An 18,917-nucleotide genomic window follows, 5' to 3' on the forward strand; every position below is an offset into this window, starting at 1 on the left:
GGATTACTCTTCCACGTCGACTTCGACCTTGGCGTCGCCGGCTGAAATCCGCTCGGCAAATGTCGGCTGGACCGTGGGCGTGGGCGTCGACTACGCGCTGACCGACAAGTTCGTCGTCGGCGCGCAATATCGCTATTACGATTTCGGCTCGGAGAACCACGAGGCGCCGGCCCCCTTCAACGACCGCGATCAGAGCGTGCAACCGAACACGGTCGGCATCAATCTCAGCTGCAAGTTCTGAGTATCGCCCACTGGTGACGTTCACGGGCCAAGCGCAAGCGCCTGCAGCTATACTTGTTGGAAAAGGGCGCCCGGCGCCCCCAAGTGGGCGGGGGGATGGGTTGGGCTTGAGAGGCGCCGGCCTTAGGCGGATCAGATCCGCCACCCAGATATTTATCGATGCTCGCGGCGCGGATAATTCCGCGATCGCACCAGTATCCCTACGCCACCTCCTCTGGGTTGCGGGTTCGGCCACCGCAGAACACGACTTGACGGGCTTTGTCTGGCGTCTGAAAAGGGCTGGCCTGCGGACGTGGCGGAATTGGTAGACGCAAGGGACTTAAAATCCCACACACACCCGTTACACTAGCGAAGACATCCCTCTAGCGGCCTGATTTTGATTTCGTGCCGCTATCCTTCCATTTGCTGCTGCATTTGGCGGATGAGCCGTCCAGTATCAGAATGCAGAGCCCTCAGTTTGGTCAATTGCTCCGAAAATGCGTCCATTGGGCTTTCAAAATCGTCTTCCGCAGGCCCGATACCGATGCCGTGGAGCAGCCACGATAGGCTTACACCGAGGAGTCCGGTGATATTGAACAGCCGGTGTGAACTTGGTTGCGAACGATCGCTCTCCCAAGCATTGATTGTCGACATATTGACACTCAATTGCCATGCAAGCTCTTTGACACTCAGACCGCTCGCATCACGGGCCCTCGAAAGGCGCCCGCCGAAGGTGTCGAAATCCGGGGACTGTTCAAAAATATTCGTGGTGTCGGACACCCGATCTACCTCCTGTTTGGTTGATTTTGTCATTGGATTGCATCGGCCATCAACGATGACGCAGTTCCCCAAACATGGACGATGGCCACTCAGACCACAACCCGCAGTTGGGCGAATAAACTGCATACTATTGAAATCATTGAAGGATAATCGATACGGGAGCCCCGGTTCTCCGAGATCCTCAACTCTCGACGGGACTGGTTCACGCCAACCCTCACGAGTTGGATCATCTGGGCGAACAAGGCCAACAACCCCGTTTGCAATGCCGCTCACCAAACGGGTGCAAGTGGTTCAAAAGCGCCGCCGCAACAGGCCAAGCTGGCTTCCTAACGATCCGGTTAACTTGGTGAAGTTCCTAGCTAAGTCAGTACTGCTGCTCTCGGCCGCTTCATTTTCGAGGGCCACGCGCTGAGCCACCTCGGGGGACACATGCATGATGGTAGTATCGAAAGCCCGATAAGCCTCATCTGGCGTAATGTCGCGTTCGATTTCCGCCTTCGTCATGCCGTCCTTCAGTTGCTCGTTGGTCGCCTAGCCATGCTCAAATTGCCTCCGTGCCGTGATGCGTTCGATCCTATGGGAAGCATGGTGCGGGCGGCGGGACTTGAACCCGCATGGCCGAGGCCTCCGGATTTTAAGTCCGGTGTGTATACCAATTTCACCACGCCCGCAGTGCCCGCACATGTACGCGTGGTGTGGGATTTTGCAAAGAGCAAGGGAGCAGGCTCGCACACTTGATTGTGTGGGAAATATCGTGGGGATTTCCCACGCATGTGGGAGAAAACCGGACGTCACCATCAGCTCGAAGTCCCGGTTTTCCAGACTGTTGAGCGGGAGGCACCGCAGAAAAAGAGGGACTTAAAATCCCTCGATCTCTGATCGTACGGGTTCGATTCCCGTCGTCCGCACCAGCAAAAATCTTCAAATTTGTTGGATTTGCTCTGTTGAACCGCCGCAACGTCATTTAGCCCGGCGCGGCTACCGGCTGCGGATCACTGCTGTAACTCGGATAGTGCCCTCTCCAGCGGAGCCATCGAGATCTGGATCGGGCCGGAAAAGGCCACGTCCATATCGAAGATCAGATAGATCGCCCCGGCAACCAAAGCCGCCGACACCAGGTAGGTCGAAATGGTGATCGTATTGCGTGGCGCCCTGAAGCCGAAGCTGGCGAAGATCAGCACCAGCCAGGTAACCAGGAGCGTGATCAGAGGCACTGGAATCGTGCCCTCCGACTGCTCGATCAGCACCCAGCGCAGTTCCAGCACTTTCTGCAAATGCTGGCGGGCATCCTGCACAATGAAGCCATGCGCGTCGTCGGGCGGCGCCAGCGCACTCAGCCGGGTGCCGATTTCCGCCAGCAACTGCTCAGAGAGCCGGTTGGCGGCGACCAGCGTCTCGCTGGTCGGCGAGGCATCGCCCGCCACCCGCTGCAAGTAGACGACCAGCGGCTGGCGTACCGTGTCGGTTTGCGGGCCATATTGCCGCAAGGTCCTGTCGAGCAGGATCAACTCGGTCGCGTAGGCGTGGACATTGTGGTCGATCGATTCAAAGGTGTTCTTGGCCGAATTGATCATCAGCCCGAGCATCAGCGAGGTCATGACCCCGAACAGGTTCGCGGCGTGCCGAACCACGGTGCTCGTGTCGTCGTCACGATGTTTGGCCAGCAGTTTTGGCCATATAGCCGTGCTGGCAAGCGCGGCCGTAGTCAGGCACAGGAAGATTGCCGTTGCGATGAAAGCTTCGCGCATGCCACTCATTCCGATGGGCAATGGCAAGATCGTCAGTTGATGACCGCCATCACGATTCCGGCGCGTCCTTGCGCCTTGCCGGACGCCTGCTGCAGGGGCGGGTTGACGCGCACCGCCTCGCGGCCCGCCGCGATAGTTCTGTCGACCTGTTCGGGCTTCGACCTAAGCCGGGTCGGAATAGCGTTGAGGCCAGACGCCAACGCATCGAGATCCCCCGAGCCTTCGATCTCGACGACGGGGAGTGTCATTCGATGTAGGTCACCGCACCCGTTTGCAGATCATAGATCGCCGCGACTATCTTCAGCTTCCCCGCCTTAATGAGACCGGCTAACACCTTGCTCGAGGCCGCAAGGCGCCTCGCGGTCCTCCGCGCGCTCTCCTTGGCAGTGTTGTCGACGAAATCGCCCGCTGCGCTCCGCATTGCTATCGCCGCGGGCAGGATCGGTTCGATCATCGGGCCGATCGCGCCAGGATAGGTCGCGTTCTTGGTGACCACGTCGCACGCCGCCTTCACGGCACCGCAGTTTGTGTGCGCCAGAACCACGATCAAGGGTGAGCCGAGCACCGCTGCCCCGTATTCGACGGTACCGAGCGTCGCAGTGTCGACAAGGTTGCCGGCATTGCGGGCGACGAACAATTCTCCAACGCCGTGACCGCCGAAAATCAGCTCCGGAGGAACGCGACTGTCGGCGCAACTGATGATCGTGGCCCAGGGCGCCTGATGTGCGGCGACGGCGTTTCGCTGCGCGGCAAGGTCCATCGAGCAGAGTTCCGGGTGACTGACGTAGCTTTCGTTGCCGGATTTTAGCGCAGCGAGCGCTTCATCGAGGCTTAGCGCGGTCGCCGCGCCTTGTGCCGCGCGCGCCGACCACGTGGCCCCACCAAGGCCGAATGCGACGAGTCCCGCGCCGACTTTGAGGAACTCCCTCCGGCCGACCCCTGTACCATCACAGGTGCTGCACATTCTTAGCCCTCGCCCATTGTTCTCCGAAGAATATGCGCTCGCTCTAATATATAGGCAAGCGATTGGCGATAAGGTCAGGATCGAAGAGAGGAGGCCAGGATGCAGGAACGACGAAAGCCGCCGCAATGCAGTGCATCGGCGCGCCCCTGAAATCAGGCCGGCTTGCCCTTATCATCTAACCTTCAGCGAGAAATTGCCGTGGATTTGGATGCCTAGCCGCTCGCCTTTTCTCCACCGCACTTCCGCTCGATAAGTCGCACCGTCCAACGGCACGCGCAGCCGGAAGCTATCCGGCACTTTTGCCCCCACAGCGACACGCAACTCAGCGCCGTGCTCATGCTGATTTCTGACGGCGCAGCCTATTTCGCCATCCTGCGTGATTATGAACGCATCCTTCAAAACCACTTCTCTCAAGTGACTTCGACGCTCGATTGGTGGCTCAGAGGATTTGTCGGTCATGGTAAGCTGCCTCCAACGAGCTAATGCTATCAGACTAAAGTCTGCGATGCAGGACGCAAAGGTCTTACGTTTTCGCTTAAGTTCCGTTCTTGTCCTTTGTCCGTTCTTTGTATTAGCAAATCATGAAATATTCAGCTCTATAATCATCGTCGGCCTTGCCCCGGAACTGTGGCGGGGAGAGCCGAGAATACACGGCATGGGAAGGCCCGGTATGTTCATCGACTTCTACGAAATGCTCGAAATCAGTCCGAATGCCAATTCGGAAACGATAGAGCGCATTTTTCGTCATTTTGCCATGCGCTACCATCCCGACAACCAGGTCACCGGCAACGAGTCACGCTTCAGCGATATCCTGGAGGCTCACAACACGCTCAAGGATCCGGTCAAGCGTGCGCAATACGATATTCAATACAAGGCTCATTTGAACCTCCGGGCCGAGCTGGCCGATCAGGCGAGCAACACCAAGAACCTCGATCGAGATTCAGCCTTTCAAGCCAAAGTGCTCTCTCTGCTTTATGCAAAACGCCGACAGGACGTCAACAATCCTGGCATTGGCGACGATGAACTCGAACGAATGTCAGGCTGTCCGCGTGAGCACCTCGAGTTTCACCTGTGGTATCTAAAAGCGAAGGGCTGGATCGCCAGAACAGAAAACGGCACGTTCGCCATCACCGTCGAAGGCATCGATCGCGTTAATTCCGAACATCATCGCGACGCAGCCACCACCCGCCTGTTGGATCATGCGGGCTGAATTGGAATTCCTTGGTCTCCGATCAAGCTGCCATCGGATTAAGCTTCAGATGCTGGATCAGAATGATGGTCTTGGCATCGACGATGCGGCCGTCGGCGATGCCGGCCAGCGCTTCGTCGAGCGGCATTTCCAGAACCTCGATGTCCTCGCCCTCCTCTGGAGCGCCGCCGCCGGCCGAAATGCGGTCGGCGGGCGAATAGCGGGCGATGAAGAACCAGAGCCGCTCGGTGACGCTGCCCGGGCTCATGTAGGGTGAAAACAGCCGCTCGATCCTGTTCAACCGGTAACCCAGTTCTTCCTCGGCTTCCTTGCGGATGGCGGTTTCCGGATCGTTTTCGTCCAGCAATCCGGCACAGGCCTCGATCAGCGGTTCGCGGTGGCCAGTGACATAAGCGGGATAGCGGAACTGGCGCACCAGAAGCACGGTCGAACGCTGGGGGTCGTAGGGCAGGATCACCGCGCCGTCGCCGCGATCATAGGTCTGGCGAATCTGCGTCTCCCATTGTCCGTCACGCCGGCGATAGTCGAGCACGGTCTTCTTCAGGACCGCCCAGTCGTCGGAGAGAATCTCTTCCGAGCGGATACGAACGCGGTCTTCCATCTGACACCTCGAAGCTTGCTGGCGAACGCAGGCGTAGCCGCGAACCGGTACAGGCGCAATCGGGCCAGCGATTGGTGCAGCGCCCTTCACTGTCTCGTGTGTGGTATGGAAGGGTGCCATTGCCTAAATAGCGCATTCCCCTCCCCGGAGTTTCTTCATGACGACATCGCTTTTCCAGCCGATCACACTCGATGGCCTCACCTTTCCCAACCGCATCGCCGTGGCGCCGATGTGCCAGTATTCCGCCGAGGACGGGTCGGCCAGCGACTGGCATCTCTACCACTGGATGAACCTGGCCATGTCCGGCGCCGGCATGGTCACGGTGGAGATGACCGATGTCGAGCGGCGCGGACGCATCAGCCATGGCTGTCTCGGCCTCTATTCCGAAGACAATGAAGCAGCCGCGCGCCGCGCGCTGGACGCGGCCCGGCGTGTGGCCGCACCCGGCACGAAGTTCGGCACGCAGCTGGCGCACGCTGGCCGCAAGGCCTCGAACCGCAAGCCCTGGGAAGGTGGCGGCCCATTGCAGCCAAACGAGGATCCCTGGCAGACCGTCTCGGCCTCGGCCATCGCCTACGACACCGGTTGGAACGTGCCGCACGCCCTGGACGACGAGGAAGTCCTGCAGCTCATCGAGCGGTTCGCGGAAGCCGCAAGGCGGGCCGAACGTGCCGGATTCGACTTCATCGAACTGCACGCGGCGCATGGCTACCTGATCTTCCAGTTCCTGTCGCCGCTGTCCAACCAGCGCACGGATCGCTGGGGCGGCTCGCTGGAAAACCGGATGCGTCTTGTCGTCGAGATCGCCAGGGCGGTGAAGAAAGCAGTGCCAAGGCTGATGCTCGGCGCACGGCTGTCGGTGAAGGACTGGGTCGATGGCGGCTTTGACGTCGAGGACGCGATCGAGGTGGCGAAAGCGTTGAAGGCCGAAGGCATCGCCTATCTCTGCTGCTCGAGCGGCGGCAATTCGCCGTTGCAGAAATTGCCCACCGGGCCGGGCTATCAGGTGCATCTGGCGGAAGCCGTACGCAAGGGCGCCGGCATTCCAACCCGTGCGGTCGGCCTGATCGACGACCCGAAACAGGCCGAGGCTGTTATCGCCGAAGGTCGCGCCGACATGGTGGCGCTGGCGCGCGCCTTCCTCGCCGATCCGCGCTGGGGATGGCGTGCGGCGGCCACCTTCAGCGAAAAGATCCATCCGGCGCCGCAGCTCGCCCGCTCGGTGACGACGATGGAACATTGGATGAAGGCGGCGAGCTGATCACCCATTCTCCCGAGACCGGCGCCCCTGCTCGTGGTCCCGGACGGTTTGCCAAGGCCCGCTTCAATTCTGGCCGCGAACTGCTACGCTGGGTGAGGCTGCGGCGGGCGCGGCCGGGCTTGGGAGGTAATCATGTCGTTCAGGGCATTCTTGCCGGCTGCGGCACTCGTGGCCGTGGCCGGATTTTGGCTCGGCTCTTCGACGCCGACCGTCGGGCAATATTGCGAGGGTACGGTGCACGGCCTCTCCGGCCGTTACAATCTGGCGACCGGCAGCGGCTTTCTCGCCGTGCGCACATGGCCAAACTCGTCCTCACGGATGATCGGGCAGTTGTTCAACGGCGATCATACGGAGATCTTCGACCGGCGCGGCAACTGGTATCAGGTCGAAATCGGCGGCGGCACCGGCTGGGCGAATGCGCGCTGGCTACGCAACGACTGCGGCTACTGAGACGCCAATGCATTTAGTGCCGCGGAAGCGACGCGACCTTTGGGCGCCGGCCAAAGGCCATTTTTGCAACCAAATTGGCTGCTTTGCGTTGCGGCCATGATGGACAACAAGCCTTTTGAAACGCCCGTCGTGGTCGAGCTTGGCCATGTCGGCAAATATCGCCATATCCGCTCGACCCAGGAGGCAGCGGAGTGTCTGATGACTGTGTGGCCGCTTAATCGCGGGCCTCGTCATCGTGATGCCCTCGACACTTGCCTCAAAGTGCTGGAAGGTTATCGTTCGACAGCGGAAGCGCGCCGGGCACTGATCGAGGCCGCCAGGGAGTCGGAAGTGCTGGTGCACGACGACAAGCTGCCCGACGACCGGCTGCCAGACGACCGGTTGCATTGAGCAGGCGGACCTTTAACTGGAGGTTTTGATGGCGAAGCTGACTTACAAGATCGTCGAGCATGACGGTGGCTGGGCCTATAAGGTCGGATCAACCTTCTCAGAGACATTTCCCACCCATCAGGACGCGTTACGCGCCGCCGAGATCGCTTCGGCCGAACAACAGGTGGCGGGTTCCACCGATGGCATCCAGTATGAGGACGCCGAGGGCAAATGGCACGAGGAACTCGCCGACGGCCGCGACCGGCCTCAGACCGAAATCTCGGATTGATCTCGACAGGCGATGGCCGCGGATAGTGTGAAACGATCCGCAGCCAACCGGCGCCCCGTGAATCGAATTACTTCCCGCAGTACTTATCGTTGACGTTCAGCCCGGAATTGGCGTCGGGACCAGGCGTGTTGTGGGCACATGGACCGATACCTCCAGTGTTGCCTTGGGTGCTCAGCCCGGAGCCGTAGGCGTCGATGCTCCCGGTGGTGTACGGATCGACGGTTGTCTCCTCATGGTTGCCGAACAGCCACCAGCTATGGTTGGTATATGTCGGTTCTGACGACTGAGCCATGGCCGATGTTGCGAGGCCAATCGTCAGAGCGGATGCGGCTAGAAGTTTCGCGTACATATTAGTTACTCCGTATCTACCTTGGTCGTCTTGGGTGCGACACGGTCGAAACCCAATAGTCAGCCGAATGGTTCCCTGAAATTCTCGTGAAGTGGCGGTGATGCCGGGCGACAAAAGCGCGCCGCTATGCGCTCGATGAAGGCGACGACTTGTTCAGGCGCGGCGAATTGCGGCATCCGTCATCACCGGGATCCGAGCCGTGCACCTTATCCGCCCGCGATGCCGCCGCAAGGATGGCAAAAAACGGACTGACTTCGCGGGGCGGTCGTTGATCGCACCCCGGGTCCCGAGAACAATCGGAAAGAGCTTTCTCCCGTCCTGGTCAAGCTACGCCAGCCACCGTAATCCAGGCGATATCCGTGTATGCTGGATCGTTCGCCGTTTGGGCGGCATTGCCGCCGCCCGTCGGTCGCGCTATTCAGACGGGCCGTCTGCCGGAGCCTTCCATGCCTGAAATCGTCACTGCCGCCATGCTTGTCATCGGCGATGAGATTCTGTCCGGCCGCACCAAGGACAAGAACATCGGCCACCTCGCCGATATCATGACGGCGATCGGCATCGATCTGAAGGAGGTGCGCATTGTTCCCGACGAGGAAGACGAGATCGTCGCGGCGGTGAATGCCGTGCGCGCACGCTATACCTATGTGTTCACAACCGGCGGCATCGGCCCGACACATGACGACATCACAGCCGATTCGATCGCCAAGGCGTTCGGCGTGCCTTGTGAATATGATGCCAAGGCCTATGCCCTGCTGGAGGCGAGCTATGCCGCACGCGGCATCGAATACACGGAGGCTCGCAAACGCATGGCGCGAATGCCGCGCGGCGCCGACCATATCGACAACCCGGTGTCCGTGGCGCCCGGTTTCCGCATCGGCAACGTCCATGTCATGGCCGGCGTGCCCTCGATCTTCCAGGCCATGCTCGACAATGTCGTCCCGACGCTGAGAGCCGGGAGCAAAATGCTGTCGGCCACGGTGCACTGCCCGTTCGGCGAGGGCCTTGTCGGCGGGCCATTGGGCGAGATCCAGAAAGCGCACCCGGATACGATCATCGGCTCCTACCCCAAATATGGCGACGGCAAATTCTGGACTGAACTGGTGGTTCGTGCCCGCAGCGCCGATGCGCTCGAGGCCGCGCGCGCCGATGTCGAGGCCATGGTGGCTGGCTTCGCCGGCAAGGCGAGCTGATCCGGCGCAAACCGGAACCAAGAACGACGCTGCAACGTTTTTCTGCCGCGAGGTCCATCACTCGCAAAGTTGAGGGATCATCATGCGTTTCAAGACCATCGTTGCCATTCTGCAGAACGAACAGGACGGCGAGCGGGTGCTCGACTGCGCCATCCCGCTTGCCAGCCGCTTCGAGAGCCATCTGATCGGTATCCATGCCGAGGCGCTCCCCGTGCCCTACACTTCGGCGACGGGCTTTCCCGATACGGAGTTCCTGCAGGTTTCCGCCGACATGAACCGGGAACGGGCCGAGAAACTCCAGGCTTTCTTCCTGAGGCGTATCGAGGATTCCGGCCTCTCTTTCGAATGGCGGAGCCTGGAAAGCTTTTCCGGCGACAGCGCACTGACCGGCATTTCAAGCGTGCGCGCCGCCGATCTCATCATCGCCGCCCAACGCGAGACCGGCGGCGATCCGAGCGCAGACGTCGATACGCTGGTCTACGATGCCGGCCGGCCGGTGCTGGTGGTGCCGCATGCCGGTCCTCTCGTCACCACCTTCAAACACGTTCTGCTCGCCTGGAACGGCAGCAAGGAGGCCGCCCGCGCCGCCTTTGATGCCCTGCCCTTCATCATCGAGGCCGAGAAAACCGACATACTGGTCATCGATCCACCCGATACGCTCGACGAAAGCCCGGAGGCCGCGGGCGCCGAAATAGCGTCGGCCCTGTCACGCCACGGCGCCACCGTCAGTGTCTCGGTGCAGAAATCGGGCGGCACCTCGGTCGACGACATGATCCAGAACAGAATCGCGGAGACCGGCGCCGATCTCCTGGTGCTTGGCGCCTATAGCCACTCCTGGCTGCGCCAGCTTCTGTTCGGCGGGGTGACACGCACGGTGCTGCGCACGGCGCAGGTAGCGGCCTTCCTGTCGCGGTAAGTCCACAGCGATCGCTATCAGCCACTCTTGCCAAGGCCGGGGGTTTCCAGTTAATTCCGCGCGCATTCCCCTGTTTTCTTGCACGCGGCCGTCGCGTGCCGCGGAGTGCGCGAGACATGTCCCTTCCCGAAAAAGCCTTCCCGGTCTCCTGGGACCAGTTCCATCGCGATGCCCGCGCGCTTGCCTGGCGGCTTGCCGGCACCAGCAAAGGCCAGTGGAAGGCTATCGTCTGCATCACGCGCGGTGGCCTGGTTCCGGCGGCGATCATCTCGCGCGAACTCGGCATCCGCGTCATCGAGACGGTCTGCGTCGCCTCCTATCACGACTACACCAGCCAGGGACAATTACAGGTGCTGAAGGAGATCACGCCGGCCTTGCTGTCCGACGATGGCGCCGGCGTGCTGATCATCGACGACCTGACCGACACCGGCAAGACCGCCGGCATCGTGCGGGCAATGATGCCCAAGGCCCATTTCGCGACCGTCTACGCCAAGCCCAAGGGCCGACCGCTGGTCGATACTTTCGTCACCGAGGTCAGCCAGGACACCTGGATCTATTTTCCCTGGGACATGGGCTTCACCTATCAGAAGCCGATCGCCGACGATCACGCCGGCTGATTCGCGGCAAGCCGTTTTTACCAATCAAGCCAGCGCCGACGACAATATTTGCTTGCGCGGACTGATCCGCTGACAAGATATCCTGCGAAATCGACCCTTGTTGACGGGAATCAGCCAGCGTGACCGAAGTTTTTACTTTTATTGGTCACAATTAGCCGTAAGATTCATGAGACGGCAAACGATTCTGGAGGCTGGGGCTAGCTTCTTCGATGTTGACACGGCCAACGACGCACAACCACCTTGCTGAAAGGGTCCGGCGACTCTTCGGCACGGCACCGTGTCGTCTGCAGGTTGCCGCCCTGCCCTGGCGCGATGTCGGGAACGGCGTCGAGGTCATGCTGATCACCAGCCGCGATACTGGCCGCTGGGTGTTGCCGAAAGGCTGGCCGGAAGCCAAGGAGCCGCTCTGCGAAGCCGCCGCGCGCGAGGCCGCAGAAGAAGCCGGTTTGCGCGGCAACATCTCCCATCTCGAAGCCGGCCGCTATTTCTATGCCAAGGTTCTGGCTTCGGGCGAAGAAGTGCCTTGCGAGGTGCTGGTGTTTCCGCTGCATGTCGACAAGATCGCCGACCGCTGGAAGGAAAAAAATTCCCGCACACGCAGGTGGGTCAGTTCCAGCGAGGCCGTGCGCATGGTCAATGAGCCCGACCTCTGTCAGATCATCGCCTATTTCTGCGCCGACCCGCGCAGGTTCTCCTGAGCGCACGTGTATCGCGACAGATTCACAACTATGTGATGCACCGCGTGTGAATGGTTTGCTAATTTTTCTTCGATAGAAATGGGCCAGTCTGGCGCGTTTCATCGATGGCGAATCCTGTAAAACCATTTCAGCAAGAGTCCCCTGAGCCGCAGCGCGAGCATCGGCCACGCGTGCTCAAAGGTGGAACGATCATCACCGGGATCCGGAATTCAGAAATCGGTTGCATGGTGCGCGACCAGCATGCGGGCGGCGCCGAACTGAAAATCCCGCTCGAGTCCCGGGTTCCCGACCAATTCCTTCTTTATGTGCCGCTCGACGGCGTCGCCTATCGCTGCGAAGTCCGCTGGCGCCGCAATGACCGGATCGGCGTACAGTTCACCGGTACCGAGCCCAAGCCGAAGCGACACTACGGCTGACTCCCTGCGCATCCGCTTGCCGGGCTTTTTTGACCCCGCCGGACAGTCTTGACGCAGCCCGCGTAGGCGGACCGGTGATCGCAAATGCCTGCCGCCGGAAAATGGCCGCCACAGCGGCCCATTCTATCCACGTTATCCACATGTGTGACACACAAGATGTTGGGGTCACAAAAGCTACGCAAACGAATCCTTGACGGCTCGAAACGAGTCGCCTTTTATAGGCCATGCGCTCCTGTTGAGAGCGCGACCGGAAAGTTCTGAGCCCGGTCTTTTTCCCGGATTATGTGCGTTTTGCCCGCATTTCCGCCTGTTTACGAGGCCGGCGGAAGCGTTGGGATCGTGGGGTGGTGGGGCGACGAAAGGGAGAATTGTCGGACTGGAATAAATTGTCTGTTAACACTATATTTAGTGTTTGCAGACAGGTTCGACGCTAGATAGTGTGAATTTCCCTCAGGTGAGGGAATCGAAAAATTCAGTTTTGAGGGACCCGCGGGGTCGGTTGGCAGCCTCGGCAAACGCTCGGCAAGGCGTTTTGTCGTGTGCGTGGCCGCGCCCGCGAAGAGGAGATGCCGGCATTGTTCGCAATGCCAGCAAACGGCGGACTGCGCGTTTCGTCTTTGGGGGCAGAAATCCCCCGATGAAAGCGCTATATATAGACAAAAGGGACCGGACCAATGCGCATCGAGCGTCGTTTCACCAAGCCAGGACATGCAGGCCAAGAAGGGGCCGCTTACGCGGAGATCGAATTCCGCAAGGCGCTTTCCGAGATCAAGAATCCGGATGGCTCGGTGGTGTTCCGCTTGGACAACATCGATGTGCCGGCGCAGTTCTCCCAGGTCGCCGCCGACATCCTGGCCCAGAAATATTTCCGCAAGGCCGGCGTTCCCGCGCGCCTGAAGAAGGTCGAGGAGAACGACGTCCCCTCCTTCCTGTGGCGCTCCGTCGCCGATGAGGTCGAGCTCGCCAAGCTGCCGGAAGCCGAGCGCTACGGTTCCGAGATCGACGCCCGCCAGGTCTTCGACCGGCTGGCCGGCACCTGGACCTATTGGGGCTGGAAGGGCGGCTACTTCAAGGCGTCGGAGGAAGATGCGCGCGCCTTCCGCGACGAGCTTGCCTATATGCTGGCCACCCAGCGCGTCGCGCCGAATTCGCCGCAATGGTTCAACACCGGCCTGCACTGGGCCTACGGCATCGACGGTCCGAGCCAGGGTCACTTCTATGTCGACCCCTTCACCGGTAAGCTGACCAAGTCGAAGTCCTCCTACGAGCATCCGCAGCCGCATGCCTGCTTCATCCAGGGCGTGCAGGACGACCTCGTCAACGAGGGCGGCATCATGGATCTGTGGGTGCGAGAAGCGCGCCTGTTCAAATATGGCTCCGGCACCGGCTCGAACTTCTCGCTGCTGCGCGGCGAAGGCGAAAAGCTGTCCGGCGGCGGCCGCTCGTCCGGCCTGATGAGCTTCCTCAAGATCGGCGACCGTGCGGCGGGCGCCATCAAGTCGGGCGGCACGACGCGCCGCGCGGCGAAAATGGTCATCGTCGACGCCGACCACCCCGACATCGAGGAATTCATCGACTGGAAGGTCAATGAAGAGCAGAAGGTCGCCTCGCTGGTGACCGGCTCCAAGATCGTCAAGAAGCATCTCGAAGCGATCATGAAGGCCTGCGTCAACTGCGAAGGCCATGACGACGACTGCTTCGATCCGGCCGTCAACACGGCGCTGAAGCGCGAAATCAAGGCGGCCAAGAAATCGGCGGTGCCGGAAAACTACATCTATCGCGTCATCCAGTTCGCCAAGCAGGGCTACACCTCGATGTCGTTCAAGACCTACGACACCGACTGGGATTCTGACGCCTACCTGACGGTCTCGGGCCAGAACTCCAACAATTCGGTGTCGCTGAAGGACAATTTCCTGCGCGCCGTCGAGACCGACGCCGACTGGCACCTGACCGCCCGCAAGGACGGCAAGGTCTTGAAGACGCTGAAGGCGCGGGACCTGTGGGAAAAGATCGGCTACGCCGCCTGGGCGTCGGCCGATCCGGGCCTGCATTTCAACACGACGATGAACGACTGGCACACCTGCGCTTCGGCGGGTGCGATCCGGGCCTCCAACCCGTGCTCGGAATACATGTTCCTCGACGACACGGCCTGCAATCTCGCCTCGATCAACCTGCTCCCCTACCGCAACGCCGACGGCACGATCGATATCGCTGCCTACGAGCACACCGTGCGGCTGTGGACCATGGTTCTCGAAATCTCGGTGATGATGGCGCAGTTCCCGTCGAAGGAGATCGCCAAGCTTTCCTACGACTACCGCACGCTCGGTCTCGGCTACGCCAATATCGGCGGCCTGCTGATGACCTCGGGCATTCCCTACGATTCCGACGAGGGCCGCGCCATCTGCGCCGCGCTGACGGCTATCATGACCGGCGTCGCCTACTCGACCTCGGCGGAAATGGCGTCCGAGCTCGGCGCCTTCCCCGATTATGACCGCAACGCCCAGAACATGCTGCGCGTCATGCGCAATCATCGCCGCGCCGCCTATGGCGACAAGGATGGTTACGAAAAACTCGCCGTCAATCCGGTGCCTCTCGTGGCGTCGGACCTGAAGCAGCAGGATTTGGCCACCCACGCCAAGGCCGCCTGGGACCGCGCCATCGAACTCGGCGAGGAGCACGGCTACCGCAACGCGCAGGCAACCGTGATCGCGCCGACCGGCACGATCGGCCTGGTCATGGATTGCGACACCACCGGCATCGAGCCCGACTTCGCCCTGGTGAAGTTCAAGAAGCTCGCCGGCGGCGGCTATTTCAAGATCATCAACCGCGCCGTGCCGGAAGCGCTGCGCACGCTCGGTTACTCCGAGAGCCAGATCGCCGAGATCGAGGCCTACGCCGTCGGTCACGGCAATCTCAACCAGGCGCCGGCCGTCAACCCCGGCTCGCTCAGGGCCAAGGGCTTTACCGATGACAAGATCGCGGCGCTCAACGCCGCGCTGAAGTCGGCCTTCGACATCAAGTTCGTCTTCAACCAGTGGACGCTCGGCGCCGACTGGGTGAAGGAGACTTTCGGCTTCACCGACGAACAGCTCAACGACTTCTCGTTCGAAATGCTGCCGGCGCTGGGTTTCTCCCGGAAGGACATCGAGGCCGCCAACATCCATGTCTGCGGTGCGATGACGCTGGAAGGCGCGCCCTTCCTCAAGGCCGAACATCTGGCGGTGTTCGACTGCGCCAGCCCGTGCGGCAAGATCGGCAAGCGCTCGCTTTCGATCAACAGCCACATCCAGATGATGGCGGCGGCGCAGCCCTTCATCTCCGGTGCCATCTCCAAGACCATCAACATGCCGAACGACGCGACGGTGGAGGACGCCAAGAGCGCCTACATGCTGTCCTGGAAGCTGGCGCTGAAGGCCAACGCGCTCTACCGCGACGGCTCGAAGCTGTCGCAGCCGCTCAATGCCTCGCTGCTCGCCGATGGCGAGGAGGATGAGGACGATGCGGTCGAGCAGCTGATACAGGCACCGGCGGCAGCGCGCGCGGCGCAGATCACCGAGCGCATCGTCGAGCGCATCATCGAACGCGTGTCGCGCGAGCAGGAGAAGCTGCCTGGCCGCCGCAAGGGTTATACGCAGAAGGCCAAGATCGGTGGCAACACCATCTTCCTGCGCACCGGCGAGTATGACGATGGCCGTCTCGGCGAGATCTTCATCGACATGAACAAGGAAGGCGCCACGCTGCGTGGCCTTCTCAACAATTTCGCCATCGCGATTTCGCTCGGCCTGCAATATGGCGTGCCGCTCGACGAATATGTGCACGCCTTCACTTTCACCAAGTTCGAACCGGCCGGCATGGTCATCGGCAACGATGCCATCAAGAGCGCGACGTCGATCCTCGACTACGTGTTCCGTGAACTGGCCATCTCCTATCTCGGCCGCAACGATCTCGCCCATGTCGACCAGTCGGACTTCTCCAACACCGCACTTGGCCGCGGCATCAGCGAAGGCAAGACCGACGCCGTCTCCAAGGGCCTGACCCGCGGCTCGCCGGTAAAGCTGGTTTCGAGGGCAGGCGAGCCGAAGGGTTTTGCCGGTTCCTCCGGCACCCCTGCCCGTTCGGCGCCGACAGCCTTCTCCGGCTCCAACGTGCTGGCGCTGAAGCCGGCGAGCGACGAGGCGGTCGCCTACAAGCGCGACTATGAGGAGCGGGCCAAGGAATTGGCGGAAGACATCGCCTTCGAGGAAGCGGCCTCCGATGCCTCGAGCGATACCACCGCGGCACTGTTCACCGACACGGCCGCCCAGGAAGCGGCCGAGGCGAAGAAACTCGCCGCCGACCGCCGCGCCAAGTCGCTGCTGCAAGGCTACACCGGCAATTCCTGCTCCGAGTGCCAGAACTTTACCATGGTAAGGAATGGGACTTGCGAGAAGTGCGATACGTGTGGCGCCACGAGCGGTTGCAGCTGAGAATCTAAGGCACTTCCTATTCACGGTATCCGAGGCCGGCCCGAGAGGGTCGGCCTCGGTGTTTTGTTCGACCGACCTTACGACCGAACCGATGATGTTACGGTGCTTTTCCCGACGCACTTGTCGATCGGCGGGCGTGATAGTGCGAGTTCTTCGGCACGGCAGTTACCCGTCACTGACGCAACCAGGTCAGGTTGATCAGCCCCATCGCGCTATTCATCGCTGCATCCCGTCAAGGAAAAGGCATCCCAGGCTGAGCCATCGGGGTTGGCGTTGGCGAAGTCGGGCCATTCGCTGAACGTCGCACCGAACTGCGGCAGCAACAGCCCTTTCGGTGCCGGTGTCGCTTCGTGGGAATTCAGCTGCTCGGCGCCGCCTCCGGTCAGGGCGTAGATCTGCCCGTCCCATATCCTGCACAGCCCGCTGCCGTCCTGCAGACCCGCTTCGAGGTCGCCGTCGGTGCAGGTGTGGCGGATGGTGCCGAGCGGAAATGAATTTTTGCCGTTGGTCCAGGTAATGTCGGCCGGCAGGCTTATGTCGGTATGGGGCACGGTCAGCGAGAACACCTGCGTCGTCAGTGCCGCCGGTTCGTTGTCGAGCGGCCGGAATTGCATGACCGCGCCCGAGCGTGGCTCCTGATAGGTGGCGTGGCTCAGCAGGCATTCCTTGGCGCTCGCCGCTTGCATGAGCCCTAGCGAACCCAGGACAACAAAGGCCAGTTTGCGAATGATCATCGAAATCTCGGGGAAAGCGTTGTGAAGCAAGGCCGGCTGCGTGCCGGGCTGCACAGTCGCATCATCCGTGCAAAACCATAAGCGAAATCCGGAACCGCTGCGTTTATCGCACGTCGATCGAAACTTGCCCCACGCAAACCAGCAATCTGTATGATCAGACGACGGCCCAGGGGGACAAGGATGCAGCGTTTGGCAATGATCATGGCAATCTCCGCAACTGCGATTGTGCCGGCCGCAGCGGCAGCGCCCTATGTCGGGACTTGGTCCAGGGACAGGTTGAACTGCCGTGCGACCGCCGACGTCCAGCGCCAGACTGTCTTCACCGTGGATCAATCGGCCCTGTCGTTTCCCAACCTCGGCTGCGAGCACGCGAGCTTCCGCAAAACCGCCACCGGTTGGGTGGTTCGCGCCAGCCAGTGTTATGGCGAGGACCCATCGCTTGACGAGCCATTTTCCCGCATCATCCATATCAAAAGAGATGGCGCGACGGTGCGATTGACCTGGCGGGGATTCGATAGCGGACCTCTCGTGCGCTGCTGAAGGCGGCGACGCTCAGACCAGTCCGACCAGCAAGGCCGAGCCGCCGAGAAAGCCTGCCGAACAGACCCACAGCAGCCAGAGCCCGCGCACCCGGCATTCGAGCACCGCCGAGGCGGGATTGGCGGGGTCATAATGCACGTCGACCTTGCCGCTCTCGACATACCGCCTCGCCTGACCGCCGACGAGGCCGGGCAGCGAGGGCGTCACGCTGGCGCCGAAAGCGACGCGATCGGCGCTGTAGCGCTGTCCGGCGACACCATAGCTGTAGACGATGCGGGATTTGAAGACAGTGCGCCAAGGCCGGTAGCCTTCGAACCTGTCGCGGGTCTTGATCGCCTGCAGGCCGGACGCATCGATACGGCCGGCGGTGGTCGGCCATTTTGTCGCCTGCTCGGCCATCGATTTCTGGGCAAAGCCCATGCGCAGCACAAAAAGACCCATGAACAGCAGGAACGCCGCGGCGCCGAGGTTCTGCGGCTTGGGCAAATGCGGCCCGATTGCCTCCATCACGCCACCGACGGAAAACACCAGCACCAGCGCACCAACCACCAGCCCCGCCGAAAGCTGGACCATGAACTTGAAGGCGCCATCCGGCATGGTGCGCTCGATCACCGCCTTGCCCGGACTGGACGGGTCATAGAACACGGTTACCGCCGCGCCGCGCGGAAACCGCGCAAGGGTTTCCGCGACTTCGAAATTTCCGAGGTTCTCCTGCACGCTGTAGTGCGAACTTTGGAATGTCTTGCCGCCCACCTTGTACTCATAGGTGATGGCCGGAAAATTGCGGATTTCGGTCGAAGTGCTGCTTTCCGAGCCAGTGCCCGAGCTTGTCACCTCGCGCGCCTCGACACGCGACGAGACGATCTTTCCAGGCGTCGGCAACCAGCGGCTGGCGGCCTTGACCTCTCGCCATTTCAGGAAGGTGACGATCGACAGCATGCCGGCGACCGTGCAGGCAAAGCCAACCAATAGAAATTTGAGCTCCAACTCGCCCCCCGACGACCAAGAGTGCAGCAGCCCGCATATAGACAGCACGGCGCCGGAAATGTCTCGTCTATTCGCAAGATTGGGAAATGAACGCCGGCAACGCCATCCGCACG

Annotated in this window: 23 protein-coding genes and 1 tRNA gene; 13 read left to right on the forward strand and 11 right to left on the reverse strand. The window is 61.2% G+C overall.

Annotated features, from left to right (window positions below; genetic code table 11):
* The first annotated feature begins 28 nt into the window (after positions 1-28).
* A complete protein-coding gene (locus FJ970_RS21275; protein WP_227791867.1) occupies positions 29-241 on the forward strand; it encodes an outer membrane protein in 213 nt (70 codons plus the stop codon).
* 389 nt (positions 242-630) lie between these two features.
* Here the strand turns inward: FJ970_RS21275 and FJ970_RS21280 are convergent, their stop codons facing one another.
* From FJ970_RS21280 to FJ970_RS21310, 7 genes are all read right to left on the reverse strand, one after another.
* Positions 631-999 carry a helix-turn-helix domain-containing protein gene (locus tag FJ970_RS21280; protein ID WP_181178246.1) on the reverse strand — a complete coding sequence of 123 codons (369 nt, stop codon included), beginning with the start codon at positions 997-999 and terminating at the stop codon, positions 631-633.
* A 291-nt stretch (positions 1,000-1,290) separates the two neighbouring features.
* Complete coding sequence (locus tag FJ970_RS21285) at positions 1,291-1,503, reverse strand: hypothetical protein (RefSeq protein WP_140755060.1); 213 nt, start codon at positions 1,501-1,503, stop codon at positions 1,291-1,293.
* Positions 1,504-1,585: 82 nt separating this feature from the next.
* A tRNA-Leu gene (locus FJ970_RS21290) sits at positions 1,586-1,670 on the reverse strand.
* 321 nt (positions 1,671-1,991) lie between these two features.
* Positions 1,992-2,747: a DUF4239 domain-containing protein gene (locus tag FJ970_RS21295; RefSeq protein WP_140755062.1), complete on the reverse strand. Its 756-nt coding sequence runs from the start codon at positions 2,745-2,747 to the stop codon at positions 1,992-1,994.
* Positions 2,748-2,779: 32 nt separating this feature from the next.
* A complete protein-coding gene (locus tag FJ970_RS21300) occupies positions 2,780-2,995 on the reverse strand; it encodes a hypothetical protein (RefSeq protein WP_140755064.1) in 216 nt (71 codons plus the stop codon).
* Entirely contained in the window at positions 2,992-3,507 is a 516-nt protein-coding gene (locus FJ970_RS21305; protein WP_224593893.1) for a carbonic anhydrase, read from the reverse strand. The genes FJ970_RS21300 and FJ970_RS21305 overlap by 4 nt, the downstream gene beginning before the upstream one ends.
* A gap of 375 nt (positions 3,508-3,882) precedes the next feature.
* The gene (locus FJ970_RS21310; RefSeq protein ID WP_140755068.1) at positions 3,883-4,170 is read right to left on the reverse strand and encodes a PilZ domain-containing protein; all 288 of its coding nucleotides are present in this window, start codon (positions 4,168-4,170) and stop codon (positions 3,883-3,885) included.
* A gap of 211 nt (positions 4,171-4,381) precedes the next feature.
* Here FJ970_RS21310 and FJ970_RS21315 point away from each other — a divergent pair, with 211 nt between their 5' ends.
* On the forward strand, positions 4,382-4,921 hold the full coding sequence (locus FJ970_RS21315; protein WP_140755070.1) for a DnaJ domain-containing protein: 540 nt from the start codon (positions 4,382-4,384) through the stop codon (positions 4,919-4,921).
* Between the two features lie 22 nt (positions 4,922-4,943).
* Here FJ970_RS21315 and FJ970_RS21320 read toward each other — a convergent pair whose 3' ends face one another.
* Positions 4,944-5,522, reverse strand: a complete 579-nt coding sequence (locus FJ970_RS21320) for an NUDIX domain-containing protein (RefSeq protein ID WP_140755072.1) — start codon at positions 5,520-5,522, stop codon at positions 4,944-4,946.
* Positions 5,523-5,679: 157 nt separating this feature from the next.
* Between FJ970_RS21320 and FJ970_RS21325 the strand changes: the two genes are divergently transcribed.
* The 4 genes from FJ970_RS21325 (at position 5,680) to FJ970_RS21340 (ending at position 7,891) form a co-directional block, all read left to right on the forward strand.
* Entirely contained in the window at positions 5,680-6,783 is a 1,104-nt protein-coding gene (locus tag FJ970_RS21325) for an NADH:flavin oxidoreductase/NADH oxidase (RefSeq protein ID WP_140755074.1), read from the forward strand.
* A gap of 132 nt (positions 6,784-6,915) precedes the next feature.
* Positions 6,916-7,233 (forward strand): SH3 domain-containing protein, encoded by a 318-nt coding sequence (locus FJ970_RS21330; protein WP_140755076.1) that lies wholly within the window; start codon positions 6,916-6,918, stop codon positions 7,231-7,233.
* 96 nt (positions 7,234-7,329) lie between these two features.
* Positions 7,330-7,623: a DUF982 domain-containing protein gene (locus FJ970_RS21335; RefSeq protein ID WP_140755078.1), complete on the forward strand. Its 294-nt coding sequence runs from the start codon at positions 7,330-7,332 to the stop codon at positions 7,621-7,623.
* Between the two features lie 28 nt (positions 7,624-7,651).
* Positions 7,652-7,891, forward strand: a complete 240-nt coding sequence (locus FJ970_RS21340; protein WP_027145493.1) for a DUF2188 domain-containing protein — start codon at positions 7,652-7,654, stop codon at positions 7,889-7,891.
* Positions 7,892-7,958: 67 nt separating this feature from the next.
* Here the strand turns inward: FJ970_RS21340 and FJ970_RS21345 are convergent, their stop codons facing one another.
* The gene (locus FJ970_RS21345) at positions 7,959-8,240 is read right to left on the reverse strand and encodes a hypothetical protein (RefSeq protein ID WP_140755080.1); all 282 of its coding nucleotides are present in this window, start codon (positions 8,238-8,240) and stop codon (positions 7,959-7,961) included.
* Between the two features lie 446 nt (positions 8,241-8,686).
* Here FJ970_RS21345 and FJ970_RS21350 point away from each other — a divergent pair, with 446 nt between their 5' ends.
* From FJ970_RS21350 to FJ970_RS21375, 6 genes are all read left to right on the forward strand, one after another.
* Positions 8,687-9,430 carry a competence/damage-inducible protein A gene (locus FJ970_RS21350; RefSeq protein ID WP_140755082.1) on the forward strand — a complete coding sequence of 248 codons (744 nt, stop codon included), beginning with the start codon at positions 8,687-8,689 and terminating at the stop codon, positions 9,428-9,430.
* 82 nt (positions 9,431-9,512) lie between these two features.
* On the forward strand, positions 9,513-10,346 hold the full coding sequence (locus tag FJ970_RS21355) for a universal stress protein (RefSeq protein WP_140755084.1): 834 nt from the start codon (positions 9,513-9,515) through the stop codon (positions 10,344-10,346).
* 116 nt (positions 10,347-10,462) lie between these two features.
* Positions 10,463-10,963, forward strand: coding sequence for a xanthine phosphoribosyltransferase (gpt, locus tag FJ970_RS21360; RefSeq protein ID WP_140755086.1), 501 nt, complete (start codon positions 10,463-10,465; stop codon positions 10,961-10,963).
* A gap of 209 nt (positions 10,964-11,172) precedes the next feature.
* Positions 11,173-11,661: an NUDIX hydrolase gene (locus FJ970_RS21365; protein ID WP_140755088.1), complete on the forward strand. Its 489-nt coding sequence runs from the start codon at positions 11,173-11,175 to the stop codon at positions 11,659-11,661.
* A 104-nt stretch (positions 11,662-11,765) separates the two neighbouring features.
* Positions 11,766-12,077 (forward strand): PilZ domain-containing protein, encoded by a 312-nt coding sequence (locus FJ970_RS21370; RefSeq protein ID WP_140755090.1) that lies wholly within the window; start codon positions 11,766-11,768, stop codon positions 12,075-12,077.
* A 674-nt stretch (positions 12,078-12,751) separates the two neighbouring features.
* Positions 12,752-16,543: a vitamin B12-dependent ribonucleotide reductase gene (locus FJ970_RS21375; RefSeq protein WP_140755092.1), complete on the forward strand. Its 3,792-nt coding sequence runs from the start codon at positions 12,752-12,754 to the stop codon at positions 16,541-16,543.
* A 212-nt stretch (positions 16,544-16,755) separates the two neighbouring features.
* On the opposite strand, the gene FJ970_RS21380 is transcribed toward FJ970_RS21375, so the two are convergent.
* Entirely contained in the window at positions 16,756-17,277 is a 522-nt protein-coding gene (locus tag FJ970_RS21380; RefSeq protein WP_140755094.1) for a hypothetical protein, read from the reverse strand.
* A 180-nt stretch (positions 17,278-17,457) separates the two neighbouring features.
* Here FJ970_RS21380 and FJ970_RS21385 point away from each other — a divergent pair, with 180 nt between their 5' ends.
* Positions 17,458-17,817 (forward strand): hypothetical protein, encoded by a 360-nt coding sequence (locus FJ970_RS21385; RefSeq protein ID WP_140755096.1) that lies wholly within the window; start codon positions 17,458-17,460, stop codon positions 17,815-17,817.
* 12 nt (positions 17,818-17,829) lie between these two features.
* Here FJ970_RS21385 and FJ970_RS21390 read toward each other — a convergent pair whose 3' ends face one another.
* Positions 17,830-18,804: a DUF3592 domain-containing protein gene (locus tag FJ970_RS21390; protein ID WP_181178248.1), complete on the reverse strand. Its 975-nt coding sequence runs from the start codon at positions 18,802-18,804 to the stop codon at positions 17,830-17,832.
* Positions 18,805-18,917 lie beyond the last annotated feature (113 nt).

Source organism: Mesorhizobium sp. B2-1-8, assembly GCF_006442545.2.
Lineage (GTDB): Bacteria > Pseudomonadota > Alphaproteobacteria > Rhizobiales > Rhizobiaceae > Mesorhizobium.

Excerpts from the sequence above, each read along its gene's own strand:
- FJ970_RS21285 (WP_140755060.1), bottom strand. The coding sequence starts at position 1,503 with ATGACGAAGGCGGAAATCGAACGCGACATTACGCCAGATGAGGCTTAT.
- FJ970_RS21295 (WP_140755062.1), bottom strand. The coding sequence starts at position 2,747 with ATGCGCGAAGCTTTCATCGCAACGGCAATCTTCCTGTGCCTGACTACG.
- FJ970_RS21300 (WP_140755064.1), bottom strand. The coding sequence starts at position 2,995 with ATGACACTCCCCGTCGTCGAGATCGAAGGCTCGGGGGATCTCGATGCG.
- FJ970_RS21305 (WP_224593893.1), bottom strand. The coding sequence starts at position 3,507 with ATGGACCTTGCCGCGCAGCGAAACGCCGTCGCCGCACATCAGGCGCCC.
- FJ970_RS21310 (WP_140755068.1), bottom strand. The coding sequence starts at position 4,170 with ATGACCGACAAATCCTCTGAGCCACCAATCGAGCGTCGAAGTCACTTG.
- FJ970_RS21315 (WP_140755070.1), top strand. The coding sequence starts at position 4,382 with ATGTTCATCGACTTCTACGAAATGCTCGAAATCAGTCCGAATGCCAAT.
- FJ970_RS21320 (WP_140755072.1), bottom strand. The coding sequence starts at position 5,522 with ATGGAAGACCGCGTTCGTATCCGCTCGGAAGAGATTCTCTCCGACGAC.
- FJ970_RS21325 (WP_140755074.1), top strand. The coding sequence starts at position 5,680 with ATGACGACATCGCTTTTCCAGCCGATCACACTCGATGGCCTCACCTTT.
- FJ970_RS21330 (WP_140755076.1), top strand. The coding sequence starts at position 6,916 with ATGTCGTTCAGGGCATTCTTGCCGGCTGCGGCACTCGTGGCCGTGGCC.
- FJ970_RS21335 (WP_140755078.1), top strand. The coding sequence starts at position 7,330 with ATGATGGACAACAAGCCTTTTGAAACGCCCGTCGTGGTCGAGCTTGGC.
- FJ970_RS21340 (WP_027145493.1), top strand. The coding sequence starts at position 7,652 with ATGGCGAAGCTGACTTACAAGATCGTCGAGCATGACGGTGGCTGGGCC.
- FJ970_RS21345 (WP_140755080.1), bottom strand. The coding sequence starts at position 8,240 with ATGTACGCGAAACTTCTAGCCGCATCCGCTCTGACGATTGGCCTCGCA.
- FJ970_RS21350 (WP_140755082.1), top strand. The coding sequence starts at position 8,687 with ATGCCTGAAATCGTCACTGCCGCCATGCTTGTCATCGGCGATGAGATT.
- FJ970_RS21355 (WP_140755084.1), top strand. The coding sequence starts at position 9,513 with ATGCGTTTCAAGACCATCGTTGCCATTCTGCAGAACGAACAGGACGGC.
- gpt (WP_140755086.1), top strand. The coding sequence starts at position 10,463 with ATGTCCCTTCCCGAAAAAGCCTTCCCGGTCTCCTGGGACCAGTTCCAT.
- FJ970_RS21365 (WP_140755088.1), top strand. The coding sequence starts at position 11,173 with ATGTTGACACGGCCAACGACGCACAACCACCTTGCTGAAAGGGTCCGG.
- FJ970_RS21370 (WP_140755090.1), top strand. The coding sequence starts at position 11,766 with ATGGCGAATCCTGTAAAACCATTTCAGCAAGAGTCCCCTGAGCCGCAG.
- FJ970_RS21375 (WP_140755092.1), top strand. The coding sequence starts at position 12,752 with ATGCGCATCGAGCGTCGTTTCACCAAGCCAGGACATGCAGGCCAAGAA.
- FJ970_RS21380 (WP_140755094.1), bottom strand. The coding sequence starts at position 17,277 with ATGATCATTCGCAAACTGGCCTTTGTTGTCCTGGGTTCGCTAGGGCTC.
- FJ970_RS21385 (WP_140755096.1), top strand. The coding sequence starts at position 17,458 with ATGCAGCGTTTGGCAATGATCATGGCAATCTCCGCAACTGCGATTGTG.